The organism is Blautia segnis (assembly GCF_014287535.1).
Classification (GTDB): domain Bacteria; phylum Bacillota; class Clostridia; order Lachnospirales; family Lachnospiraceae; genus Blautia_A; species Blautia_A acetigignens.
Genome location: NZ_JACOOT010000003.1, coordinates 83,535 through 108,956 on the forward strand (window position 1 = coordinate 83,535; position 25,422 = coordinate 108,956).

The following is a 25,422-nucleotide window of genomic DNA, read 5'->3' on the forward strand; positions in this document are numbered from 1 at the left end:
TTGGGACAATAAAGCGGAGTTACTATATAGAGGAAAAGACTATGAAGAATATAAAAATTAAATGTAATATCTATACCAGAGTATCCACAACCATGCAGGTAGATGGATACAGTCTGGATGCTCAGAAAGAAAAATTAAGGCGTTATGCAGAATTTCAAAATATGGAAATCGTAAATGAGTATTCAGATGAAGGTAAATCTGGAAAAAGCGTGGAGGGAAGACCTGAATTTCAGAGAATGCTGGATAATATAGAGAATGGCACAGATGAGATACAGTTTGTACTGGTATTCAAACTTTCCAGATTTGGCCGTAATGCGGCAGATGTGTTAAACTCTCTGCAAAGAATGCAGGATTTTGGAGTGAATCTGATTTGTGTTGAGGATGGGATTGACAGCTCCAAAGATAGTGGAAAGCTGATGATTTCCGTTCTGTCTGCGGTGGCAGAGATTGAAAGGGAAAATATCCTTGTCCAGACAATGGAGGGACGTAAACAGAAAGCCAGAGAAGGGAAATGGAACGGTGGATTTGCTCCATATGGCTATGAACTGGTAAATGGAGAATTACAGATTGCAGAGGATGAAGCAGAGGTCATACGTCTGATTTATGATAAATTTATTCATACGAATATGGGAATTGCTGCGATCGCCATATGGCTGAATCAGCATGGATATAAAAAGAAAAAGAGACAGAATAATACACTGGATGCATTTGCCGCTTCTTTTATAAAAGGTGTTTTGGACAATCCGGTTTACTGTGGAAAACTGGCTTACGGACGAAGAAAGAATGAAAAGGTTGCTGGAACACGAAATGAATACCGTATTGTAAAACAGGAGAATTATATGTTATATGATGGTATTCATGAAGGGATTATCTCAGAGACAGATTGGGAACTGGCACATCAGAAAAGGGTAAAAAATGGAGTGAAATATGAGAAAATCCATAGCTTAGATCATGAACATATTTTATCCGGAATCTTGAAATGTCCGCTATGTGGAAGTGGAATGTATGGAAATGTGAACCGAAAGAAAAAGAAAGATGGAACTTTGTATAAGGATTATTTTTATTATGCCTGCAAACACCGTCGTTTAATGAATGGTCACAGATGTGATTACCATAAGCAATGGAGCGAGGATAAGGTCAATAATGCAGTTGAAGAGGTTATCCGGAAACTGGTACAGAATCCCAAATTTGAAGAAGCGATCCGAAAAAAAATCGGTTCAAGGATTGACACAGATGAAATTGAAAGAGAAATCGAAAATTTGGAAAAACAGCATAGGCAGTTGACAGGAGCAAAGGCAAGGCTAGGCCAACAGATGGATAACCTGGATATCATGGACAAATTTTATGAAAAGAAATATCAGGATATGGAGACAAGGTTATATCGGCTGTATGATGAAATTGAAGGCGTGGAAAATAGCATAGAAGAAGTTAAAAAGCGTTTGCTGAATATCCAGCAGCAGAAAATATCAGAAGAAAACGTCTATCAATTCCTTTTATATTTTGATAAACTATATGATAAGTTCACCGACTTGGAGAAGAAAGAATTTCTCAACAGCTTTGTAGAACGTGTGGACATTTACGATCAGGAGCAGCCGGATGGCAGATTCCTGAAGCACATAAAGTTCCGTTTTCCGGTGTATTTTGGAGACAGGGAAACACAGGAACTTTGTTGGGACAACGAAAGTACCGTTGAGACAATTTGCCTCTTGTCAAAGGGAAAAGAATAAAAGCATTGCAGGTTCTAAAGGCGCTGTGAAGTTGGGAATATATGGCTGACACAAAAAGCTGAAGTACAAATTATGATTCGATTGAAAACATCTATCAGAAATGGTAGATGTTTTTTGATGCTTATATTTTTCTAAAAGATAAAATTGAAAAAATGAGAAAAAGAGCATATAATAAAAGTTAGTTGCAACGTACTGCAAAAACGTGGATGAAATAAAAGCGGGGAGGAAAGTTATGTCATATTCAGAGGATTTGAAAGCATTTGCGGCTTCACACAAATATGAAGATGTGATGGTTGATGGTGCGAAATTTCATTATGTATTAAACGGCAGGAAGGACAGCCAGACGCTCGTCATGCTGAACGGCGGCATGAATACGCTGGAAATGTGGATGAACTATGTGGATGCCTTTTCGGAAGATTACCAGGTACTGCTTTTCGATTACCCACAGGAGCTTCGGACCAACCAGGAACTGGTAACGGGCATGCATGCCTTTTTCAGGAAAATTGGCGTAAAAAAACCAATCTTTGTAGGAGCCAGTGACGGTGGAATGGTGGCGCAGATTTACATTCAGAAATACCCGGGTGAGGCAGGGGGAATGGTTCTGGTTTCCACCGGCGGAATGGATGCCGAAACCTTGAAAACTTTGAAAAAGAAGTATTTCTTTGCCCCGGTCATGCTCTGGTATATGAAGCACTGCAATTATGAAAAACTGAAGCCAAAACTGATCAAAGCAGGAATGAGCCATATCCGCAATGAAAGCAAGGAAGAGATTGCCTACGCCCAGGATATGTTTGAAACCATATTTAAAGATTACACAAAAGAGAAAGATGTACATATCTCTGGTTTGCTGGCAGATCTGATGAACCAGACTCCTGTTACAGCAGAAAATTTCCAGCAGCTGAAAGGAAAAATCCTTCTGATTCTTCCAGACCAGGATTTCTTTTCCGGCCAAATGCAGGAGGACCTGATTCGTCTCATGCATGATCCGAAAATTGCATATGTTTCCGGAGGTCATCTGTCTACGATTTTGAAGTCGGAGGATTACGTGCGTACAATCCGCGATTTTCTGAAAACCTTTGAAAATTAGGTGGAACATCAGAAATGAATAATGAGAAAATCAAACCCAAATTAAACGGCACCGCCGAAACCATGCTTCAATGCTTTTATGCCCGTGCCATGCACAGCAAAAATCCCAAAAACAAATTTCACGATGCCAAGGCAGAGGAACTGATCGACCGTCTGGATTACGATTTCAGCAATGCAAAAAAAGATACCGCCATGAGCGGCGGAATTGTGGCAAGGAGCGTTGTTTTTGATGAACTGGTCAGTGAGTTTATTTCCAAATATCCGGATTGCACCGTGGTGAACATCGCCTGCGGCCTGGATACTCGCGCATACCGCATGGATAATGGAAGGCTCACCTGGTATAACCTGGATCTTCCGGAAACCATAGAGGTGCGCGATTCAATCTATCAGGAAAAGGGCAGGATTTCAACGATCGCCTGCTCTGTTTTGGACGAAAAATGGGTGGAGCAGGTCAAAGTGCGGGGCAAAATGCTGTTTATCATCGAGGGGCTTACCATGTATATGACTGCAGACGAAGTAAAGAAGATGCTTGCAATTATACGGGATCATTTTGACAATGCCTATGTATGCATGGAAACCCTGTGTCCTTACTTCGTGAAAAAAGAAGGAATCGAGAAGTCCATCAAAGCTACCGGAGCCACCTTTACCTGGGGTGCCAACTGCTTTGACGACCTGGGAGACATTGCCGCAGGTTTCCGAAAAGTAAAAGACGACAACATCGTCCGCGGCATGCTAACCCTGACCCCTCTGTACGGCCTGGTAGCCTGGATGCCTATTGTGAAGAAATTCGCACAGAAGATTCTGGTATTTGAGAAAGCATAGAGAGAATTTAGAAGATATTACAGACAGCAGGTGGCTATTTGCCCGCTGTCTGTTTTCTACTTGGAAATTTTAACTTATTTCATTTAATTGTAACTTCATCTTTTAATTTTTTTAGCTTCACTGTGCAGTGCACGATCAGATAAACATAAAATACAAGCAGGATGCTGCAAATTACACTAAAAATAATATTACCTACACTTTCGGCAGAGATTCTTGTGGCGTTTGGAACCACGGCGCACAGGAAAATGGCCAGAATCGGGAGTAAGCGGACTTTGATCACATGCGCAATCATAGCGGCACGGGATTCATTATCAGAAAACAGCTCGCCGTCATTTTCTGTATGTACCTCTGCAGCTGGCTTCCTAAAATATAGCCATCCTACACAATGTTCGAAATATTCCCAGTTATAATCTTTCATCATTTGCATATAATCTGCATTTTCTCCGTTGTTTTTGAAATCAAGACGGTAGATTACATCCTCTGGCTGGCATTTCTCGAAATGATAGAAACAGGGCGGAACCATTTTCACAAGCTTCCATCCACTTTGGTGTTCTTTTCTCAGCCAGATTTCTTCTTCATTAAAGTCGGCAATTGTGTAAAATCTGATTTTAACTTTGGTCTCGCTCATACTATATTTCCTCCATGCTGTTTCTATACAGTCGTTTAATGCGCTGAATTTCCAGATCCAGTATTTCCCGTCCAAGAGGGGTGATCTGGTATAATTTTCGTTTCTCTTTTTCAGCAAAAAAGGCGATAAGCCCATCTTTTTCCATTTTGGAAAGAGTTCCGTACATAGTTCCCGCACTGATGGAAACTTCTCCATCTGTCATCTTTTTCACCTGCAGCCCAATTCCATACCCATGCTGCGGCTTCTGCAGACAAAAAAGAATGTAAAACCCTGTTTCCGTCATGGGAACATAAATCCTTTTTAATTTACTGTCCATATGTCCTCTTATACATTTTATTTCGATGTATCGAACTTCGATATAATGATTATATCGAGATTCGATATATATGTCAATGAAAATTTTGCACAATATAAGAATAAAAAATATTTAATGCGAACAATAGAGCATACATTTTTCTTCCAGCAACTTAAAATTGCAGCATCTCATAGCAAGGGAAGAGTCAGGCTTGGCAATGCATTTTTGATATAACTTCAGGGCTTTTGCGTGCAATGTGGTTTGAAGCTTATCAATTAGGTATTTTTCTTTTTGCAAAAGATATATATAATCTGTTTTTTCTTTGGAATTTTTAAAAGAACGGAATTGGTCGATTTGATTGTATTTTAATTAAGTTAGGCAGAAATCAGGAACCGGAATCATATTGTTGAGATTTAGTACGGCATAAAGATATCCAGTGCTTTCATCCTGGAGTTTGTGAAAATCCAGACTGTTTGCCATTTTTTGATGTTTGGGTTTTGAAGAAGAAATGGGAACATAATAATGAAATTCGCCAATGGTAAAAAGAATGCCGACATGAAGTATTTATCTGTAGTTTTAGTATATGCAAGCTGCAATGAAAAATCAATAGTTTTTTGAAAAATCAATAATGTATTTTTACCCATTAACCAGAAGAGTGACTTGAGTGTCCTGCCCAGATAATGTATAATAAAAAAGATCACTGAAAAAATACAAAAAGGAGGCTGGTTCCATGTTGTTTTTAGAATATCCTAAGTGCTCCACCTGCCAGAAAGCGAAGAAATGGCTGGATGGGCACGAAATTTCATATACAGACCGTCACATTGTAGAGAATCATCCCACATACGAAGAGCTGAAGGAATGGTACCAGCGAAGCGGACTTCCGCTGAAATGATTTTTCAATACAAGCGGCATGCTTTATAAAGAAATGCAGTTAAAGGACAAACTGCCGGAAATGAGTGAGGATGAGCAGCTTTTGCTTCTTGCCACCAATGGCATGCTGGTAAAAAGACCGCTGATCGTGGCAGAGGATTTTGTGCTGACCGGATTTAAAGAAGCTGAGTGGGAAGCAAAACTGTTATAAGAGTGCGAAAAGAATCACAGGGGAAACACAGCTGAAAAACTGCATATGTCCTGTGAGATTCAAAAGCACTTTTTCCATGAAAAGAGAAGAAACAAGCAGGAGGAGAAAAATGAGCAGAGTAAATTTCGGAGTAAAACCCTGGTTATATCCAATGCCGGTACTGATCGTAGCAACATATGACGAGAATGGCGTACCGGATGCAATGAACGCAGCCTGGGGCATTATCACAGACATGAACGAGATCAGTATCAGCATGGGCGAGCACAAAACAACAGAAAACCTTGCCAGGACAGGTGCTTTCACCGTAAGCATGGCAACAGCAGATACTGTAACAGCCAGCGACTATGTTGGAATTGAGTCCGCAACAAAAGTGCCGGATAAATTTGCAAAATCCGGTTTCCACGCGACCAGAAGCGAATTTGTAAACGCGCCTCTGATCGATGAGCTTCCTATGGCACTTGAGTGTAAAGTGAAAAGCTTCGACAACGGCATTCTGGTAGGGGAAATCGTGAATATCAATGCAGATGAGAGCGTGCTCACAGACGGACGCATTGACCCTGCCAAATTAAAACCAATCAGCTACGATCCGGTGAACAACGACTATCTGGTCCTTGGGGAGAAGGTAGGAAACGCTTTCAAAGACGGCCTGAAATTAAAATAAACCCAGTATACGAGGAGAAAAAATTTTATGTTAAATCAGTTTTCAAGAACCCAGCTGCTTCTTGGAGAAGACGGCATGAAAAAGCTTGCCAATGCAAGAGTGGCTGTGTTTGGAATCGGCGGTGTAGGCGGATATGTGTGCGAAGCTTTGGTACGAAGCGGTGTGGGCGCCTTTGACCTGATCGATGATGACAAGGTGTGCCTTACCAATCTCAACCGCCAGATCATTGCAACCCGCAAAACAGTAGGCAAATACAAGACCGCAGTCATGAAAGAGCGTATGCTGGAGATTAACCCGGATGTGAATGTACAGACCCACAACTGCTTTTTTCTGCCGGAAAATGCAGACGATTTTCCGTTTGAGGACTACGACTATATTGTAGATGCAGTAGATACAGTAACGGCCAAGATCGCCCTTGTAATGAAAGCCAAAGAAAAAGGCGTTCCCATCATCAGCTCCATGGGTGCCGGAAACAAGCTGGATGCAAGCCAGTTCAAGGTAGCAGATATTTATAAGACCAAAGTATGTCCCCTTGCCAAGGTAATGCGCCGCGAGTTGAAGAAGCGAGGCGTGCGCAAGCTGAAGGTGGTATATTCCGAGGAAGTGCCCACAAGACCAATCGAGGATATGTCCATCAGCTGCAGAACCCATTGCATCTGCCCGCCAGGAGCCAAGCATAAGTGCACGGAACGCCGTGACATTCCGGGAAGCGTAGCATTTGTGCCGTCCGTTGCAGGCCTGATCATTGCAGGGGAAGTGGTGAAGGACCTTTGTGCTGCATCCCCAAAATAAGATTTTATGTTACGGTTCTTTGGAAATATTTCGCGAAAATTCGAAATACAGGTTTCCCAATCCTTACTTGACGCATACAGTTTTTAGTGCTATATTTGGGAATACCAGAATCAAAAAGCTGTTTGTTCTTGCAAGGGAGAGGCTTTTGAAAAGGTAGAAAAAAGAAGATAAAGTTAGAAAAACGCTCTGCAGATGCTCCAGACCTGAGGATTGTGCTTAAAAAAGTGAGAGTTGTGCAGATTTTCTAAAAAGCGGAAAATTTCTGTTATAATAAAAAATGTAAAGTACGAGGAGGCTTTGGGAGAGCTTTGGTAAAAGAAATAGCCATATGTGATGACGTAGAGGTTGAACGATTTGTGCTGCGACGTCAGCTGATGGCGTACTTTCGAACAACCAGTGGGGAGGCGCAGATCCGGGAATTCGTTTCCGGTGAAAGCCTTCTTGCAGAAATCGAAGACGGTTATATTTGGCCGGATCTGATTTTTCTTGATATTTATATGGGTGAGTTGAACGGAATTGATACTGCCAGAAGACTGCGCAAGCTGGGGGTAGAAGCACCCATTATATTTCTGACTGCTTCGCCGGATTTTGCTCTGGAGAGCTATGAGGTGGAGGCATCTGGTTATCTGTTGAAGCCTGCTGATGAGGAGCAGACGAACGCTCTTTTGCAGCGCCTTTTGCGAACAGACCTTCGCAGGCGGATTGCGGTGAAATGCAGGCGGCAGTTCCGATATCCATTTATAGATGACATATTGTATCTGGAAAGTTACCGCCATACAGTGACAATACATATGCTGGATGGTTCTGAAATTGTAACTGTAGATAAGTTAGGTGAGCTGGAGAAGAGAATCGATGACCAGCGTTTTTTGCGTTGCCATCAGAGCTATCTTGTAAATATGGAACACATTGCAGATGTGCAGGAGGATTTTATCCTTCGAAATAAAGCCAGCGTGCCAATCCGGGTGAGGGGACGCAAGGAAGTGGTGGATGCCTATAACGACTACTTTACCAGACAGTCCGCGAAGCGTTAGGGCGTGTCTGAAAAATCATTCCCGCAATCTGCACGCCCCACTTTGCGGCATATTTTGCCCGAATTCAGTTGCTATAGGATAGGAAAGGCGGTACGTCAGTGAAATGCATACAGAAGAGAAAAATGAACAGAATATAAGGCAGCAGGAAGCTGTCCACAGGATGCATGAATGCTGCACAGAGGAAAATCTGTGGAGATGCATTGCAGAGTTTCAGAATACCAGAATGTGGACTGCTTCCGGGCTGCCCTTTCAATATAAACTGAAAGTAGGAAGAAACGGCAGATTTACCAAGGAACTATGGGTAGACAGAAGAGAAGACAGCAAAAGTCTGGCGTGGAGTTCTGTGAAGCTGGCTTTTCACTCTTTGTATGATGCGGAGGCTGAAACAAGCCAGGAAAACATAGAGTGTATGGAATCTATGAAGCATACCGATTACACAGATCAGACAGATCAGGCGGAGGGCACCAGGATCCGGAAATATCATTATAATAAGAAGCTGGTTCTGCGCCCGAAGGCGCTTGGGGATATCCGTGGAATTTCCTATATTTATGCATTGTTTTACAGATTTGAACTGATTGAAGTGCCGGAGAAATCCAGGGAAAAAATGAATCAGGAGCCAAGCGAGGCTATAGAATAAGAGGAGGCAGGCAGCATGTGTACAGCAGCAACTTATAAGACGAAAGATTTTTATTTTGGAAGAACACTGGATTATGAGATTTCTTATGGAGACCAGGTGGTAATTACACCAAGAAATTATGTATTTGACCTGCGCAGCGGCGGTCAGCTGAAAAGCCACTATGCTATGATTGGAATGGCCTGCGTTATGCAGGACTATCCGCTGTATTATGATGCGGTAAATGAGAAAGGGCTTGGGATTGCAGGGCTTAATTTCGTTGGAAATGCCCACTACAATAAACCAGTGGCAGACAAGGATAATATTACCCAGTTTGAGCTCATTCCCTGGATCCTTGGAAAGTGCGCAACTGTGAAAGAAGCAAGAGCCCTTCTTGAGAATCTGAATCTTACAGATATCCCATTTATGGAGAAGCTTCCCATGGCGCAGCTTCACTGGATCATTGCGGATAAAGAAGCATGCATCACCCTTGAGTGTATGGAATCCGGAATGAAGGTTTATGACAATCCGGTAGGCGTTCTTACCAACAATCCGCCATTTGACTATCAGATGTTTAATCTGAATAATTATATGCACCTTGCCGTAGCAAACCACCCAAACACCTTTTCTGACGAGCTGGTCTTAAACCCGTACAGCCGCGGCATGGGCGGCATGGGACTTCCGGGAGATCTGTCTTCCCAGTCTAGGTTTGTGAGAGTTTCCTTTGTGAAAATGAATTCCCTTTCCGGTGATTCCGAGGAAGAGAGCGTCAGCCAGTTTTTTCATATTCTTGGCAGTGTGGATCAGCAGAGAGGCTGCTGCAAGCTTGGGGAAGATAAGTATGAGATTACCTTATACACCTCCTGCTGCAATACGGATAAAGGAATCTATTATTATAACACCTATGATAATCACCAGATCAGCGCAGTGGATATGCACAAGGAAGATTTAGATGGAGAAAAGCTGATATCCTATGCTTTGGTAAAGGGAGAGCAGTTTTTCAAACAGAATTAGAAGGTTTTACCGAATCCTGCGATAACAGCAAAGACCCAATATGAACTTCGGGCAGACAGAAAATTCCATCTTGCAAATTTGTGGACAGGTGTTATAATTGACCTATCATAGAATCAGTGGCGAATTCATATGAGTTCGCCATTTTCTATAAGATTAACCTGGCACTCAATACAACGGAGTGCTGATAAAACAAGGGAGGAAACATGTATGATCACAATACCAGTTTATGAACTTCTTCTTTTGCCGGGAGTTACATTTTTCTTTAAAAAAGATATGTTTCCGAAGGGCAGGATCACAGAAGAAAATATTGGAGAAGAGATTCTCTTTGTGTTACAGAAAAAAGAGATGGTTCCAGAAGAAATTTCCATGGAAAATATTTTTCCGGTGGGTGTGCTTGGAACCATTGAGAGCATAGATGAAGAAGGCAGCATTAAGGTAACGACGAAATGCAGGGTTCAGGTATCATCCGTAGAATATGCAGATGGCGCGGTGCAGGCGGAAGCAGTGGATCTGCCGGACATTCAGGATATTTCTCCAGAAGAGGAGAAGGAGAAATTCGATGTCATCAAGAAAGAACTGATGGATTTTGCCAAAGGTTTTCAGTGGGGCGTCTGGGTGCGCAGCATGATCTATCACTGGAAGAGTTATCCGGAAGCAATCTGCGCTTTGGCTGGCTATATGAGCCTTTCCTGGGAGGAAAAGTACCATATTCTTGAGGCGGATTCCCGGAAAGAGCGTCTGGAGCTGATGGAGCAGGCAGTCTATGAGCTGATGGAGATTTTCCGTGTCAGTGAGGAAGCGGAGACTGCACAGAAGAATTCCAGTGAGAAGGTTTACCGCGAGTCCGCCATCAAGAAGCAGATTGAATTTCTGCAGCAGCAGCTGGACGAGATGCATCCGGAGAATATTTCCGATGTACGCCGTTTCGAGAAGAAAATCCAGGAGTCCGGCATGAACGAGGAAGCACGCAAGGAAGCCGAGAAGGTGCTGAACCGAATGAAGCAGGAGGGGAAAGACAGCCATGAGTACGGCATGCTGTACGATTATCTTGATTTTGTTACAAGCCTTTCCTGGAAAACGGAGGAGCCGGCGAAGATTGACCTTGGTGAAGCGGAGGAAATCCTGGATGAAGACCATTACGGCCTGAAAAAAGTAAAGGAACGTATTATCCAGCAGCTGGCAGTTATGGCCTTAAATAAGAAACAATCCGGTTCCATTCTTCTGTTTGTAGGTGCGCCTGGTACGGGCAAAACCAGCATCGGACAAAGCATTGCCCGTGCCCTTCACCGGAAATACGTGCGCATCAGTCTTGGAGGAATCCGGGATGAAGCTGAGATTCGCGGACATAGAAGAACCTATATCGGCGCTATGCCGGGAAGAATTATGGAAGGCATGAAGCGAAGCGGCGCAGCCAATCCGGTTATGGTGCTGGATGAGGTGGACAAGCTTGCCAAGGATTACGGCGGCGATCCAGCCAGCGCTCTTCTGGAGGTACTGGATCCGGAACAGAACGGAAGCTTTACAGACCACTACATGAATGTGCCGTATGATCTGTCCAACGTATTATTTGTATGCACAGCCAACACTACAGATTCGATTCCGGAGCCTCTTTTGAACCGAATGGAAGTGATCCAGTTCCCTGGCTACACTGCAGTGGAGAAATTCCAGATTGCCAGACGCCATCTTTTGCCCAAGGCAATGAAGAGCATGGGAATCAAAGCCCAGAATCTGAAGGTGAGCGATGACGCAATCCGCCGGATCATTGAGGAATATACAGCAGAGGCAGGTGTACGCGGGCTGAAAAAGCAGATGGATGTGCTCTGCCGCTACGCTGCCGTGAAGCTGGTAAAAGGTGAGCAGAAGAGCATTACAGTCAGCGAGAAGCGGGTTCCAGAGTTCCTTGGAAATAACGGAATCCATCACGAAAAAATTCTGGAAAACCCAGCACCTGGCGTGGTAACCGGTCTTGCATGGACCAGTGCAGGAGGAGAGATTCTGTTCATTGAGACTTCTTTTACCAAAGGAAGCGGAAAGGTGATTATCACCGGACAGCTTGGGGATGTAATGAAAGAGTCTGCCCAGATCGCGATCACCCTTGTGAAATCCCTTTATCCGGATGCGGCAGAGAAGTTTGAGAAAAATGACCTCCACATCCACGTTCCGGCAGGTGCTGTTCCAAAGGATGGCCCATCCGCTGGAATTACCCTGGTGACAGCCCTTTCCTCTCTGGTAACAGGAAAGCCTGCTCCGGCAGAAATTGCTATGACAGGTGAGGTTTCTCTACGTGGAGGGGTTATGCCCATCGGCGGTCTGCCGGAGAAACTGATGGCAGCCCAGCGGGCCGGTGTAAAACATGTATTCATTCCATATGAGAATGTGGACAACCTGGATGATGTGGCAGACGAGGTGAAGGAGAAGCTTGAGATTACCCCTGTAAAGACTGTACAGGAAGTGCTGAAGCAGGTCCTGAAATAAAGGGTAAATTTCTGAATTGGTAAAAACCACCAAAACATATTTTCGATATTTGGACTGCAGCAGTGAATTAATATTACAAAACCAGAAAAAAGTATGCTATAATAGGTTCATCAAATAAAAACAGACTCTAATCCGAACAGAAGTTATGGAGGGAAATTTATGAAGAAATCCAAATTATTAGCAGCGCTTGTATGCAGCGCATCCATGTTGATCGGAAGTGTTGTTCCGTCAGTTCCTGCCATGGCAGATGCCATGAAGGTTGTAACATTAGGAGCAGACCTTTCCGAGGATCAGAAGAACACCATGCTGAGATATTTTAAGGTGGATTCCAGCCAGGTGCAGATCATCTATGTTACCAATCAGGACGAGAGAGACCACTTAAGTTCCTATGTTCCGCTGGAGCAGATCGGTACCAGAACCGTAAGCTGTGCTTATGTGAAGCCTACCACATCCGGCGGCATCAAGGTACGTACAGCGAACCTGAACTGGGTTACCTGTAATATGATCGCAAGTTCTCTTTCCACATCCGGTGTAACTAACTGCGAAGTGGTTGCTGCCTGCCCGTTCGAGGTATCTGGCACCGGTGCTCTGACCGGTATCCAGATGGCTTATGAGACAGCCAGCGGTGAGAAGCTTGATGAGACCAAGAAGAAGCTGGCTACTGAAGAGATGGTAGTAACCGGCAACCTTGCAGATTCTGTAGGACAGAATGATGCTACTACAGTCATCAACCAGGCGAAGATGCAGGTAATCGCAGACAATGTGCAGAATGCAGATGACATCTACAACATTGTAGTAAATATTTCCAATAACAACAACGTATCTCTTACAGATGATGAGCTGAACACCATCGTAAGCCTGCTGACCCAGATCGCACAGCAGAATTACGATTATTCCGAAATGCAGGAGACTCTGGAGCGTGTGAATGACAACGTGACAGGTCAGGCAGATGAGAGCACAGCAGCAGACAGTTCCGAGGAAGATCCGGACAGCATTGTAGATGACGTAGATCAGAGTGCTCTTGGAGACAATGTAATCGAGAGTTCTACAGAGGACCCGGGACTTGCTGAAGAGACTGGCGCTTCTGACAGCAGCGACAGTGAAGACTGGGAAGAGTATCCGACAAGTGATGATTCTTCCGACAGCAGCGATGCAAACACAGAGGATGCTGCAGCTGACACCTCAGATGGAACCGATGAGTCTGGTTCTGACGAGATTACCGATATTTCCCAGCTGAATGCAGATTTCCTGGATGAGGATGCCCAGGCAAAATTCGAGAAAGCCAAGACTTTCTGCCAGGGTGAGTATGAGGGTGATGAGGATGCGCTTCGTCAGGTTATGGGCGATGATGCAGCTGCACTTGTAACACTGGATTCTGATACAGCCAATAAGCTTTCCATCCAGGTTCTTGAGAAATACCTTGGAATCCTTGGCAATGGAGCAGTTACTTACTCCGCAGACGGCACAGAGAAATACATGACTCCAGAGCTGAATATGCTGGATGAGCAGCTGAAGAAGCTTTTCGGAATTGATATCATTGATGACGGTTCCTCTATCGAGGATATCGATATTCTGGGTGCAGATGTATCTGACGAGGATAAGGATACCTTATACAAAGACACTATGAAGTTCTTTGAGAATCTTTACGGTGAGACAACAGACAGCGCAGAATACAGCGATGCAGTTGTAGATGACAGCGCAGCTGATGGGGCAGGAGAGGATTCCTATTCCGAAGACACAATTGAGGATGCTGCTGAATAAACAGGACAACTGTTTTGGGGAGACTTTGGTCTCCCCTTTTCTTATAGGGGAAAAGAGATTCTGCCAGGATGGAACTTGTGGAAGTGCTTTACAATTAAACTGACCATGCAAAAAAGTTTGAAAGTGGCTATTGGCGAGAAGACAGTATGTGGGTAAGATAGTGCTGATTATACAGGAACAGTATTTTGTTCCAGGAAAGGCAGAGAAACTATGAACAAACAGAACACTACCGTTATGAAACTTGCAGAGACAGCTCTTCTTGCTGCACTTTGCTACGTATCTTTCACATTTTTGCAGATTAAGATTCCGGTACCTGGCGGGGATGCGACTTCCCTTCACATTGGAAATACCTTCTGTGTACTTGGAGCACTGCTTCTTGGCGGCTGGTACGGCGGCCTTGCAGGAGCAATCGGTATGACCATCGCAGACCTTATGGATCCGGTTTACATTACAGGAGCACCGAAGACCTTTGTGCTGAAGCTTTGCATCGGCCTGATCACAGGACTGGTTGCCCACAAGCTTGCTAAGATCAATGAGACCAATGACAAGAAATACGTTTTCAAATGGAGTCTGATCGCATCTATCGCAGGTCTGGCATTTAATGTAGTTGCAGATCCGGTTGTTGGATACTTCTACAAACAGTACATTCTGGGACAGCCTCAGGAAGTAGCAAGCATTCTTGCAAAATTAAGCGCAGGCGCAACCTTCGTCAATGCGATCGTATCTACCATCCTGGTAGTTATTCTTTACAATGCCATCCGTCCGGCGCTGATCAAGGCGAATCTGATCGATGTCCATGTAATGGCATCTGCTAACAAATAAATATAAGAACTTCTATACTGGCTTCAGATTTTGCAGTGCAGAATCTGGAGCCATATTTTTTCCTAAGTTCATTTTTATAAAAATTTAAGATTAATGAAATTTCTGTGACTTTGCCCTGGAGACGCTGGAAATACTGGTAAATTGAAACATTGTGTGCTAAAATGATAGCTAAATCGCAAAAGCAAAGGAGAAATGCTATGAGTCTGGCAGTAGTAACCCTGAAAAAGGGAGAGGGACGACTTTTAAAATCCGGCGGCATGTGGATTTTTGATAATGAAATAGCTTCTGTAATGGGAAGCTTTGTAAATGGAGATATTGTTCTTGTTCATGATTTTGACGGCTATCCGCTTGGAAGGGGATTTATCAATACCAATTCCAAAATTGTGGTACGTCTTCTTTCCAGAGACGAGAATACAATGATCGATGAAGAATTTTTCGAGAAGAGAGTTTGGGACGCATGGGAGTACCGTAAGAAGGTGACGGATACCTCCAGCTGCCGCGTGATTTTCGGAGAGGCTGATTTTATCCCGGGATTTGTTGTGGATAAGTTTTCTGATGTGCTGGTGGTACAGTCACTTGCTCTTGGAATTGACCGCTACAAAGAGATGCTGGTAGAACTTTTGAAGAAGGTTCTGGCAGAAGATGGAATCCAGATCCGCGGTGTTTATGAGAGAAGTGACGTGAAGGTCCGCAAGCAGGAAGGAATGGAGCCATACAAGGGATTTATAGGTGAAGAATTTTCAACTCTGGTGGAGATCGTTGAGAATGGCGTGAAGTACCAGGTAGACGTAAAGGACGGACAGAAGACAGGATTTTTCCTGGATCAGAAGTATAACCGTCTTGCCATCCAGAAGCTTTGCAAAAATGCAAGAGTGCTGGACTGCTTTACCCATACCGGATCTTTTGCACTGAATGCAGGATATGCGGGCGCTAAGGAGGTTACCGGAGTGGATGCTTCCCAGCTTGCTGTGGATCAGGCAACAGCCAATGCGGCACTGAATGGTCTTTCTGATACGGTGAAGTTTATCTGTGAGGATGTGTTTGACCTTCTTCCGGCTCTTGAGGAGAAGGGGGAGAAGTATGATGTGGTGATTCTGGATCCTCCGGCCTTTACCAAATCCAGAAGCTCCATTAAGAATGCAGTAAAGGGATACCGCGAGATCAATCTTCGTGCCATGAAGCTTGTAAAGGACGGCGGATTTCTGGCAACCTGCTCCTGTTCTCATTTTATGGATTATGAGCTTTTTACACAGACCATCGGACAGGCGGCTAAGAATGTGCACAAGCGTCTCCGTCAGGTAGAGTACCGTACCCAGGCACCGGATCATCCGATTCTGTGGTCCGCAGATGAATCCTATTATTTGAAATTTTATATTTTCCAGGTTTGCAGCGACAGATAGTCTGGAGCTTTTTTTAACATACTCTGATAAGAAAGAAGGTATTTCATTGAGAGAAAAATTTATCCGGTTTATGCAGGGACGAAACGGAGTTGACCAGTTTTCCAGATTTACTATGGGAGTGGCACTGGTTGCAATCGTGCTGACTTTGTTTACAGGAACCAGAAATGGACTTGGGGCGTTCCTGGACATTCTGGGAATGGCAGCTCTTGTCTATACGTATTACAGGATTTTTTCCAAGAATATTTCCAAGCGCTATGCAGAGAATCAGAAATATCTTTCTGTTTCCGCCAAGTATAGATCCTGGTTTCAGAAAGAGAAGCGCATGATGAGCCAGCGTAAGGATTATCATATTTACAGCTGTCCGGGATGCGGCCAGAAGATCCGTATTCCAAGAGGCGGCTTTAAGAAAGTGGAGATTGAATGTCCGAAGTGCCATACCAAATTTATAAAGAGGCGCTGATATGTTTGGATATATTGTAATGAATAAGCCGGAGATCAAGATGAAGGATTTTGACCTGTACCGATCCTTTTACTGCGGCCTGTGCAGGGAACTGCGGGAAAAATACGGAATCTCCGGTCAGATTACACTGAGCTACGACATGACTTTTGTGATCCTGCTTCTTTCCGGGCTTTATGAGCCGAAGACTTATAAGGGGACTACCCGCTGCATCCTTCATCCGGTTCGGAAACAGCCGGTGAGGAAAAGTGAGGTCACAGAGTACTGCGCAGATATGAATGTCCTTCTTACTTATTACAAGTGTCTGGACGACTGGAAGGACGACCGGAAATATGTGAAGCTTGGCTATGCGAAGCTTCTTGAGGGGAAAAATAACCGCCTTCTTAAGCTTTATCCGGATAAGGCGAAGCGGATCGCAGAGCTTCTGGATGAACTTGGTGAGCTTGAGAAAGCAGGGGAGACAGATGTAGACAAAATGTCCGGTATTTTTGGCCATATTATGGAGGAGATTTTTGCCTACAGACAGGACGAGTGGGAGAGAAGCCTTCGCAGAATGGGCTTTTATCTTGGCAAATTCATCTATCTTCTGGACGCATATGATGATGTGGAAGAGGATGTGAAAAATGAAGATTACAATCCTTTCGCACAAAAATATACAATGGAAGGGTTTGAAGAGGAAGTACGCCGGATTCTTCTTATGATGATGGCAGAAACCTGCAGAGAATTCGAGAAGCTTCCTATTATTAAATATGGGGATATTCTTCGGAACATTTTATATTCCGGCGTGTGGTGCCGCTTCGAGGAAGTGAGCAAAAAGCGCAGGGGAGAACGGGAGAAAGAGCATGTTAGATCCATATAGCGTACTGGGAGTTTCCAGAAATGCGACAGACGAAGAGATAAAAAAGGCATACAGAAAATTAAGCCGGAAGTACCATCCGGATGCAAATATCAACAATCCCAATAAGGATCAGGCAGAGGAGAAATTTAAGGAAGTCCAGCAGGCGTACGAGCAGATCATGAAAGAGCGGGAGTACGGAAGTGCCGGCGGCACCTCTGGCGGATACGGGGGATATGGCGGTTTCGGAGGATTTGGCGGCCAGCAGCGTCAGAGCACTTACGAGGATGAAGAGAGTGTCCGCAGACGGGCAGCAGCCAATTTTGTTCAGAGCGGACATTATCAGGAAGCCATGAATGTACTGAATTCCCTTTCCCAGAAGAATGGAGAATGGTATTATCTTTCCTCCATGGCGAACATGGGTATGGGGAATAATGTGAAGGCGCTGGAGCAGATCCGCGAGGCTGTGCGCCTGGAGCCAAATAACCAGCAGTACCGCATGCTTCTGAACCGTATGGAAGGCGGCGGAAGCTGGTATGAGACACAGCAGGGACCTTTTGGAGGAATGCCGGCGGCAGGGGATGACATGTGCCTGAAGCTTTGCCTGGCAAATGCCCTTTGCGGAATGTGCTGCCCTGGAGGCGGCGTGCTCTGCTGTTGATAAAATTTCCTGAAAGGGTTTAGAGCCTTTCTCAAACATGCTCAGGCTTCTTAGTTTTTTCTAAAAAATAATTGACAACACAACTGGCACGTATTAAACTGTTAAAGCGTGAAATAGAGTTGCCGCAGGTAGATTCTGGTCTATAATTGGAAGCAGAATATCCCATATGCGGTGGTATAGGAGGAATCAGAGAATGAGTATTCGTATTGGTATCCTGGGCTATGGTAACCTGGGACGTGGAGTAGAATGTGCAATCAAACATAATCCTGATATGGAACTGGTGGGCGTATTTACCCGTCGTGCTCCTGAGACTGTTAAGATCCTGACTGAGACAGCCAAGGTATATTCTGTAGATGACGCAGAGAAGATGAAAGACCAGATCGACGTTATGATCCTCTGCGGAGGAAGTGCTACCGACCTTCCGGAGCAGACACCGAAGTATGCGCAGTGGTTTAACGTAGTAGACAGTTTTGATACCCATAAGAGAATTCCAGAGCATTTTGCCAATGTAGATAAGGCTGCTTCTGAGAATGGTCATGTTGGAATTATTTCCGTAGGCTGGGATCCTGGAATGTTCTCTTTGAACCGTATGTATGCAAATGCAATCCTGACTAACGGCAAGGATTATACATTTTGGGGCAAGGGCGTAAGCCAGGGACATTCTGATGCAATCCGCCGTATTGATGGTGTTAAGGATGGCAAGCAGTACACAATTCCGGTAGAGTCCGCACTGGAAGCTGTAAGAAGCGGCAAGAATCCGGAGCTTACCACAAGAGAGAAACACACAAGAGAGTGCTTTGTAGTAGCAGAGGAAGGTGCTGATCTTGCGAGAATCGAGAATGAGATCAAGACCATGCCGAATTACTTTGATGAGTATGACACCACTGTACACTTTATTTCTGAGGAAGAACTGAAACGTGACCACAGCGGTATTCCGCACGGTGGTTTCGTAATCCGCAGCGGCAAGACCGGCTGGAATGACGAGAACAATCATGTGATCGAGTACAGCCTGAAGCTGGATTCCAACCCGGAATTTACTTCTTCTGTTATCATTGCATATGCAAGAGCTGCATACCGCATGAACCAGGAAGGACAGAAGGGCTGCAAGACCGTATTTGATGTTGCACCGGCTTACTTAAGCGCATTAAGCGGCGAAGAGTTAAGAAAGACCCTGCTTTAATTCACTGGCTTTGTTTTCGGAAGAAGTGAGACTTCGGACTGAGAAAATAGAAATAGACAGATAGTTAAGAAGGCAGTTTCTGCATATCACAGAGGCTGTCTTCTTTTTGTAAAAAAATCCGGTGAAAATGTTGTGCAAATTTTACAGAGTTGTACTTTAATGTTGACGGAAAAGGGTTTCTGTACTATAATGAGCTACATAAAGATGTAACAACTTTGTAAAAACTTGCACTGATAAATAACAATTATGAAAAAAGGAAGGTAAGCATGCAAAGCAGAATCAAAAAATTCAGATGGTGGACACTCCTGTTACTGGTGATGGTTATGGCAGCTGGAGTTACATGCCGTGCTACATCTAAGGATGTTCAGGCAGCTACGAAGACCGGATTTCGTAAAGAAAATGGAAAAACCTACTACTACGATTCCAATGGTCAGAAACACAAAGGATGGCTGACATTAAGGGGAAGAAAATATTATTTTAATAGAAATACTGGTGTTCAGATAAAAGGATGGGTGAATGCGTCACAGGGCAGAAAGCGTTATTTTACCAGCGGCTCTGGAGCGATGGTAACCGGGTGGCTTACCAATTCTAAAGGACAGAGACGTTATTTTGATCCGTCCACAGGATATATGAAAACTAAATGGCTGAAGCTTGGAAACAAGACATATTATCTGTATTCTAAATCAGGTATTGCTGCTACAGGGTTTGTAAAGGATAGCAAGGGAAATACCCGTTATTTTACTAAGACAGGAATCATGGCTACAGGATGGCTTACCAGTTCTTCCGGAGCGAAACGATATTTCCAGGCTAATGGAGTTATGGCGAAAGGCTTTAAGAAGCTCAATAACGTTACATACTATTTCTATAAAGGCTCTGGAGTGATGGCTACAGGCTGGGTAAACAATACAAGCAAGGGTACCAAGTATTACTTTAACAAGTCAACAGGCGCAATGTATACAGGGGTACAGACCGTTGACGGCAAGAAATATGAGTTCTCAAGCTCCGGTATCTGCCTGGGTGAGAAGAAGGACGACCCATCACCAAGTGGAAATACAGGAAGCAAGACCATTAAGAATTACCTTGCAGGTGCGCTGAAACCGGTTGGAAAAGCTCTTTATGTCTGGGGCGGCGGCTGGAATGATTCTACCAGAAAGGGCCTTAGCTCCACTATGACAGACTGGTATAACAAGTGGCTTTCTAATCCATCCGGATATGATTATAACAATTATCGTGATCTCTCTGTTTCCAACAGGGCGAAAGGATTTGACTGTTCCGGCTTTGTGGGCTGGTCCGCTTATCAGGTAATGCAGACCAAGTCTGGTGTTGGTTCCGGATATACAGTAGTGTCTGGTGAAATTGGAAGTTATTATAAGAGCCTTGGATGGGGAACTGTTCTGAATCAGGCAGCTTTGTCAAAGGCAGGCTGGACACTGAAACCAGGTGATATTGGTTACAACTCTGGTCATACCTGGATCGTAATCGGTCAGTGCAGTGACAAGAGTGTTGTAATCGTTCACTCTACTCCTCAGGCTGGTGTTCAGATTTCCGGAACAACTACACCGACTGGAAATTATTCCAGCCAGGCAGTGGCTCTTGCAAAGAAATATATGGCAATGTATTCCGGATACAACAAATTCAATTATCATACATCCAGCGGAAACTATATCCGTAATGGTAATTATCTGAGATGGAACAGCAGTACTCTTTCTGATCCGGACGGATATTTAAACAAGACAGCTGATCAGATTCTTTATGATCTTTTTGGCAAATAATTTCACAGTGATTTACACTGGAGGAAATCAGTTTGAAACTGGTTTCCTCCTTTTTGAGTATTACGAATTACAAAAATCAATTTACGGTTGTGGGATTTTGCTTATAAGAACGCTGTATTTCTGGCAAATGAAATACGAATATATTACGAAATGTTACAGAAATTTAAAATTTATTGCATTTTAGGGTTGAAATGTTTGCGGAGCTGTGTTAATATGTAGCAAGATTGATTGAAATATTGCAAACATATTACAAATTTAGATATTTAGATTAAAAAATGAGGGTGACGAAACATGAAGAAAAGAATTGTATGTCTGACACTGGCAATTTTAATGTGCGGCTCACAGGCAGTAAGCGTAATGGCTGACCGCGAGAGCGACTTAAGAGAAGAGCAGGCTTGGACAAGCCAGCAGCTGGATGCTACATATGCACGTATGAATGCTCTCTGGGAGCAGAAACAGCAGCTTGAGAGCCAGATTGATTCCCTGAATTCCGATCTTGTTAATGTCATGGTTTCCATTCAGACTCTTGAGAATGATATTGCTTCCAAGGAAGCGGAAATTGAGAAAACCCAGGGCGACCTGACTAAGGCACAGAACGCCAAGGATAAACAGTACAGCTCCATGAAGAAACGTATCCAGTATCTTTATGAAAAAGGCGGAAACAATGCATGGTTCCAGATGATGCTCAACGCAGACAACCTTGCAGATCTTCTTACCAGGGCAGAGTACACACAGCAGATGTATGAGCAGGACAGAGAGAGCCTTCAGAAGTATGCGAGAACCATTGAAGAGGTTCAGAAGTTAGAAGATCAGTACGAGCAGGAGAAAGCTGATTTCGAGACAATGAAACAGGAGTATGAGGCACAGCAGTCCAATCTTCAGTATCAGCTGGATGTAACCCGTGCAAACAGTGCTGACTGCGAGAATGAGATCGCATACGCGCAGCAGCAGGCTACCGAGTATGCAAACCTTCTTGCAGAGCAGCAGGCTGAGATCGAGCAGCTTGAGGCAGAGCGTATTGCAGCTGAGGAAGAGGCAAGACGTCAGGCAGAGGCAGAAGCAGCTGCTGCAGCAGCTGCCGCACAGGAAGCAGAAGAGTCACAGAGTGATGAAAGCTATGATGACTACAGTGAAGATGATAGTGAGGACTACAGCGACAGTTCAGATACAGATGTTCAGTATGACGAGGATGGAGACGTTGTAAGCGGAAGCTCTGATTCTTCTTCTGATTATGAATATGATGAGTATGGAAACGTAATCGACAGCGATAATACAGTAGATTATGACAGCTACTCTGAAAGTTCTTCCAGCAGCTCATCCAGCAGTTCTTCCGGCTCAGGATCTTCTGTAGTGAACTATGCAACACAGTTTGTTGGAAATCCATATGTATGGGGCGGAACAAGTCTGACAAATGGTGCTGACTGCTCTGGGTTCGTACAGAGCGTATATGCAAACTTCGGCGTCAGCCTTCCGAGAACTTCCTATGAGCAGCAGAATGCAGGAACTGAAGTTTCCTATGCAGATGCACAGCCAGGAGATCTGATCTGCTACGGCGGTCATGTCGCAATCTACATGGGAAATGGACAGATTGTACACGCGTCCAACTCCAGAGACGGAATCAAGATCAGCGACAATGCTGCATACAGAACCATTACATCTGTAAGACGTCTTGTGTAATTGCAGCATAGGCCTGAATAAATACAGTACCTGCATCGGCGGGCATATTTAATGAAAGAATTTGAATCCCTCCCGGATCCTCGCTATGGAATCCGGGAGGTTTTTTGATGGTGGGATTGTTTTGGACTTTATGGTGAAAACTTGAGGGTGTCCGAAACAGAGTATAAAAGCGGAATTTGCTTTCCATAATTTTGATAAATAAATAACAGATTACGGGTTGACAAATACTTAGGCAGGTGGTACTATGATGTCAGTATAATTCCATATTGAACATATTAAGTGCTGGTAGCTATTAGCTGGCAGAAAGAGGGAATCAGGTGAGAAACCTGAGCGATCCGGTCACTGTAACAGAGGAGCAAGTCTCAGAGTCCATTGTGCGTATGCATGAGAAGGAGAGATGATGCGATGATTCTGGAGCCAGGAAACCTGCTTAGTATGGCGAGGTTAAACTTCCGATGAAAGTGTAACAACCAGTTTTAGGGAATCCGCAGCCCTGGAATGTTGTCCGCTTTTGTGAGTGGACATTTTTTATGGAATATCGCCTGTTCAGATGAATTATACAGATTAAATGGCAGGCGATACTACTTTGGATGAAACCGTTCCCTCCGCGTATATATGAACGGGTCATATTCTACCCCGGAGTAGCATCGCTCCCTCTTAAATATCTGCGAGAATTTTGAAGCCGCGTAAGCGGTTATTTTTTTATTTAATTGAAAATGATATAGAAGATTTCTACTATAAAAATCCTGCGGAAAAGGAATTTGTTAGGGCAGATGAGAAAGGAGCAGGAAAATGGAAAAAAATTATTGGGAAGGCAAGGAATATTCCTACTTCAGTCATAAGAACTGCGAATTTTTTCCCTGTCATAAAGGCGCAGATCCGGAGGATTTCAACTGCCTGTTCTGCTATTGTCCCCTCTATGCATTAGGGGATAAATGCGGCGGGAATTTCCACTACAACGAAAAAGGCTTCAAGGACTGCACTAACTGCCAGCTTCCCCACAAACGGAAAAATTATGGCTATGTCACCGGGAAGTATCAGGAACTGGCTGATTTGATGAAGAAGGCACGTGAAAATCAGGACGTAAAAGAAAAGTAAAACAAAAAGTTTCCCTACCCACAAATTGGGTGCAGGGAAACTTTTTATTTTGCAGATAAAATTAGCAGGAGCGGTATTTACTAACAAGTCGTTTTCTTGAACAATCACACACTACCGCATACTGAGAATCATCTTCAGCTTCGGAATCTGGTTATTCAGGATCAGTCCCTCCGGGAACATAGCCTGATGGACAAAATCTGCCGCATAAGTGAAATCCCCAATATGCTCTGCCCCATGACTGTCGCTGGACAGTACAATTGGAACCAGATATTTGCGGCAGCATCTTAAAATTTCCGCACAGTTGCTGCGGGTATCTCCGCGATAGCCATAAGGCGCAAGAGAAGCCTCATTCATCTCCAGAAGAACCCCATTTTCTCCGGCTGCCTTTACAACTGCATCATAATCTACCGGATACTGGGTATTATCAATATGCCCCAGAATCTTTACCATAGGATTTTTCATCACATTAAGAAAGGCTTTGGTGTTTTCCTCTTTGCTGGCTGGATGGAAATTCTGGGCGTGTATGCTGGCAATAGAATAGTCCAGCTTCTCAAGCAGCTCCTGCTCCAGGTCAACCTTGCCGTTCACATCCAAAATATTCAGTTCAATCCCATATAATAATTCCACATTAAAACGCTTCCGCGGCGAATAAGTAAGACTACGGAAATAAGACGCGGTTCCTGCTGCAAGAGTAGCTGGCCCGTGGTCTGTAATGCCAAGAAGCTTTAACCCTTTGCGTGAAGCTGACTTAGCCATGTCGCTGATGGTGCAGTTTGTTCCGTGCCCGCTTGCGATAGAGTGGGTATGCATATCGGAAAGATACATAAAAAATCATCTCCTGTTAAGAAGTCTGTGCATTCGGAAAGTTTAAAAAGCTGTGAATGCCTGTACTGTTTTCAGTATGACAGAGCAGAAAAAGACTGTCAACTGTAAAATAAGAAAAAATTGGAAAAACAAATAAAAACAACACACAAACACAAGAAAAACCACATATATATGTAGGAAAAGTGTTGCTTTTTGTTGACAGTCAAAACACCGGATAGTATAATTACGGTAGAAAAACAGCAAAAGATTTTGTATATATATTAAACTTTCAGGTATGGGAATGCTGTATGCTGACGGCAGGATCAGCCAAAGTTTCAGACAGGAGGAAAAATGGGATATACAGATAACATGTCTCCGGAAATGAAGCAGCGCATTGTGCAGGAGCTTGTACCAGGCAAGCAGATTTCCCTGGCACATATCATTGCCAATCCGGATAAGATTCTTTACACCAAATTAGGACTTGACCCGTCTCTGGATTATTCAAGGGCAGCCATTGGAATTATGACTGTCAGCCCTGCAGAGACAGCCATTATTATGGCAGACATTGCCATGAAGTCATCCGGCATTGAGCTGGGCTTTGTAGACCGCTTCAGCGGAAGCTTGATCATCACAGGCACTGTATCTGAGGTGGAAGCTTCCACAAGCGCCATTCTGGACTATGTGGGAAACAAGCTGGGCTTTACCTTATGCCCGATCACAAGGACCTGAT

25 protein-coding genes, 2 pseudogenes and 1 riboswitch are annotated in these 25,422 nt (G+C 44.0%); of the genes and pseudogenes, 22 read left to right on the forward strand and 5 right to left on the reverse strand.

All coding sequences use genetic code 11. The features are described from left to right. The first annotated feature begins 41 nt into the window (after positions 1-41). From H8S54_RS01120 to H8S54_RS01130, 3 genes are all read left to right on the forward strand, one after another. Positions 42-1,727 (forward strand): recombinase family protein, encoded by a 1,686-nt coding sequence (locus tag H8S54_RS01120; protein ID WP_186900715.1) that lies wholly within the window; start codon positions 42-44, stop codon positions 1,725-1,727. Between the two features lie 232 nt (positions 1,728-1,959). Further along, positions 1,960-2,814, forward strand: a complete 855-nt coding sequence (locus H8S54_RS01125; protein ID WP_186900716.1) for an alpha/beta fold hydrolase — start codon at positions 1,960-1,962, stop codon at positions 2,812-2,814. A gap of 14 nt (positions 2,815-2,828) precedes the next feature. Then, positions 2,829-3,635, forward strand: a complete 807-nt coding sequence (locus H8S54_RS01130) for a class I SAM-dependent methyltransferase (RefSeq protein WP_117850786.1) — start codon at positions 2,829-2,831, stop codon at positions 3,633-3,635. A 79-nt stretch (positions 3,636-3,714) separates the two neighbouring features. Here the strand turns inward: H8S54_RS01130 and H8S54_RS01135 are convergent, their stop codons facing one another. The 3 genes and pseudogenes from H8S54_RS01135 to H8S54_RS18725 form a co-directional block, all read right to left on the reverse strand. Beyond that, the gene (locus H8S54_RS01135; protein ID WP_021926148.1) at positions 3,715-4,263 is read right to left on the reverse strand and encodes a DUF2812 domain-containing protein; all 549 of its coding nucleotides are present in this window, start codon (positions 4,261-4,263) and stop codon (positions 3,715-3,717) included. A gap of 1 nt (position 4,264) precedes the next feature. After that, positions 4,265-4,579 carry a PadR family transcriptional regulator gene (locus H8S54_RS01140; RefSeq protein ID WP_117850783.1) on the reverse strand — a complete coding sequence of 105 codons (315 nt, stop codon included), beginning with the start codon at positions 4,577-4,579 and terminating at the stop codon, positions 4,265-4,267. 111 nt (positions 4,580-4,690) lie between these two features. Then, positions 4,691-5,122 (reverse strand): annotated as a pseudogene (locus tag H8S54_RS18725) (type III toxin-antitoxin system ToxN/AbiQ family toxin). 166 nt (positions 5,123-5,288) lie between these two features. Between H8S54_RS18725 and H8S54_RS01150 the strand changes: the two are divergent. The 4 genes and pseudogenes from H8S54_RS01150 to H8S54_RS01165 all read left to right on the forward strand — a co-directional run bounded on the left by H8S54_RS01150 (position 5,289) and on the right by H8S54_RS01165 (position 8,123). Further along, positions 5,289-5,639, forward strand: a pseudogene (locus H8S54_RS01150) (arsenate reductase family protein). Positions 5,640-5,748: 109 nt separating this feature from the next. Further along, positions 5,749-6,300, forward strand: coding sequence for a flavin reductase family protein (locus tag H8S54_RS01155; RefSeq protein WP_173765969.1), 552 nt, complete (start codon positions 5,749-5,751; stop codon positions 6,298-6,300). 27 nt (positions 6,301-6,327) lie between these two features. After that, complete coding sequence (locus H8S54_RS01160) at positions 6,328-7,092, forward strand: tRNA threonylcarbamoyladenosine dehydratase (protein ID WP_186900717.1); 765 nt, start codon at positions 6,328-6,330, stop codon at positions 7,090-7,092. Between the two features lie 308 nt (positions 7,093-7,400). Next, positions 7,401-8,123, forward strand: coding sequence for a LytR/AlgR family response regulator transcription factor (locus H8S54_RS01165; RefSeq protein WP_021926143.1), 723 nt, complete (start codon positions 7,401-7,403; stop codon positions 8,121-8,123). Here H8S54_RS01165 and H8S54_RS19235 read toward each other — a convergent pair. After that, entirely contained in the window at positions 8,098-8,157 is a 60-nt protein-coding gene (locus tag H8S54_RS19235; protein WP_317259443.1) for a hypothetical protein, read from the reverse strand. The genes H8S54_RS01165 and H8S54_RS19235 overlap by 26 nt on opposite strands. Here H8S54_RS19235 and H8S54_RS19240 point away from each other — a divergent pair. From H8S54_RS19240 to H8S54_RS01230, 14 genes are all read left to right on the forward strand, one after another. Continuing rightward, positions 8,131-8,205, forward strand: coding sequence for a DUF6783 domain-containing protein (locus H8S54_RS19240; RefSeq protein WP_408610248.1), 75 nt, complete (start codon positions 8,131-8,133; stop codon positions 8,203-8,205). The genes H8S54_RS19235 and H8S54_RS19240 overlap by 27 nt on opposite strands. Positions 8,206-8,226: 21 nt before the next feature. Beyond that, the gene (locus H8S54_RS01170; RefSeq protein ID WP_186900718.1) at positions 8,227-8,760 is read left to right on the forward strand and encodes a hypothetical protein; all 534 of its coding nucleotides are present in this window, start codon (positions 8,227-8,229) and stop codon (positions 8,758-8,760) included. A gap of 15 nt (positions 8,761-8,775) precedes the next feature. Then, the gene (bsh, locus tag H8S54_RS01175; RefSeq protein WP_021926141.1) at positions 8,776-9,750 is read left to right on the forward strand and encodes a choloylglycine hydrolase; all 975 of its coding nucleotides are present in this window, start codon (positions 8,776-8,778) and stop codon (positions 9,748-9,750) included. Positions 9,751-9,957: 207 nt separating this feature from the next. Further along, positions 9,958-12,225 (forward strand): endopeptidase La, encoded by a 2,268-nt coding sequence (gene lon, locus H8S54_RS01180; RefSeq protein WP_186900719.1) that lies wholly within the window; start codon positions 9,958-9,960, stop codon positions 12,223-12,225. Between the two features lie 159 nt (positions 12,226-12,384). Beyond that, a complete protein-coding gene (locus H8S54_RS01185) occupies positions 12,385-13,986 on the forward strand; it encodes a DUF1002 domain-containing protein (protein ID WP_173765979.1) in 1,602 nt (533 codons plus the stop codon). Between the two features lie 210 nt (positions 13,987-14,196). Continuing rightward, on the forward strand, positions 14,197-14,808 hold the full coding sequence (locus H8S54_RS01190; RefSeq protein WP_021926138.1) for an ECF transporter S component: 612 nt from the start codon (positions 14,197-14,199) through the stop codon (positions 14,806-14,808). 197 nt (positions 14,809-15,005) lie between these two features. Further along, positions 15,006-16,208, forward strand: coding sequence for a class I SAM-dependent rRNA methyltransferase (locus tag H8S54_RS01195; protein WP_021926137.1), 1,203 nt, complete (start codon positions 15,006-15,008; stop codon positions 16,206-16,208). A gap of 46 nt (positions 16,209-16,254) precedes the next feature. Then, a complete protein-coding gene (locus H8S54_RS01200; protein ID WP_021926136.1) occupies positions 16,255-16,668 on the forward strand; it encodes a hypothetical protein in 414 nt (137 codons plus the stop codon). A gap of 1 nt (position 16,669) precedes the next feature. After that, positions 16,670-17,524 (forward strand): DUF5685 family protein, encoded by an 855-nt coding sequence (locus tag H8S54_RS01205; protein WP_021926135.1) that lies wholly within the window; start codon positions 16,670-16,672, stop codon positions 17,522-17,524. Then, complete coding sequence (locus H8S54_RS01210; protein WP_173765981.1) at positions 17,508-18,161, forward strand: J domain-containing protein; 654 nt, start codon at positions 17,508-17,510, stop codon at positions 18,159-18,161. Before H8S54_RS01205 ends, H8S54_RS01210 begins: the two co-directional genes overlap by 17 nt. A 193-nt stretch (positions 18,162-18,354) precedes the next feature. Beyond that, the gene (locus H8S54_RS01215) at positions 18,355-19,341 is read left to right on the forward strand and encodes a diaminopimelate dehydrogenase (RefSeq protein WP_021926134.1); all 987 of its coding nucleotides are present in this window, start codon (positions 18,355-18,357) and stop codon (positions 19,339-19,341) included. A 266-nt stretch (positions 19,342-19,607) separates the two neighbouring features. Beyond that, positions 19,608-21,113: an N-acetylmuramoyl-L-alanine amidase family protein gene (locus H8S54_RS01220; protein WP_117850767.1), complete on the forward strand. Its 1,506-nt coding sequence runs from the start codon at positions 19,608-19,610 to the stop codon at positions 21,111-21,113. Positions 21,114-21,404: 291 nt separating this feature from the next. Beyond that, the gene (locus tag H8S54_RS01225; protein ID WP_021926132.1) at positions 21,405-22,790 is read left to right on the forward strand and encodes a C40 family peptidase; all 1,386 of its coding nucleotides are present in this window, start codon (positions 21,405-21,407) and stop codon (positions 22,788-22,790) included. A gap of 260 nt (positions 22,791-23,050) precedes the next feature. Beyond that, positions 23,051-23,238, forward strand: a riboswitch (cobalamin riboswitch). A 344-nt stretch (positions 23,239-23,582) separates the two neighbouring features. Continuing rightward, the gene (locus tag H8S54_RS01230; protein WP_186900720.1) at positions 23,583-23,888 is read left to right on the forward strand and encodes a cysteine-rich small domain-containing protein; all 306 of its coding nucleotides are present in this window, start codon (positions 23,583-23,585) and stop codon (positions 23,886-23,888) included. Positions 23,889-23,999: 111 nt separating this feature from the next. Here the strand turns inward: H8S54_RS01230 and H8S54_RS01235 are convergent, their stop codons facing one another. After that, positions 24,000-24,713 carry a phosphatase gene (locus tag H8S54_RS01235; RefSeq protein WP_186900721.1) on the reverse strand — a complete coding sequence of 238 codons (714 nt, stop codon included), beginning with the start codon at positions 24,711-24,713 and terminating at the stop codon, positions 24,000-24,002. Positions 24,714-25,043: 330 nt separating this feature from the next. Here H8S54_RS01235 and H8S54_RS01240 point away from each other — a divergent pair, with 330 nt between their 5' ends. Beyond that, complete coding sequence (locus H8S54_RS01240) at positions 25,044-25,421, forward strand: BMC domain-containing protein (RefSeq protein ID WP_021924989.1); 378 nt, start codon at positions 25,044-25,046, stop codon at positions 25,419-25,421. The last annotated feature ends 1 nt before the right edge of the window (position 25,422 follow it).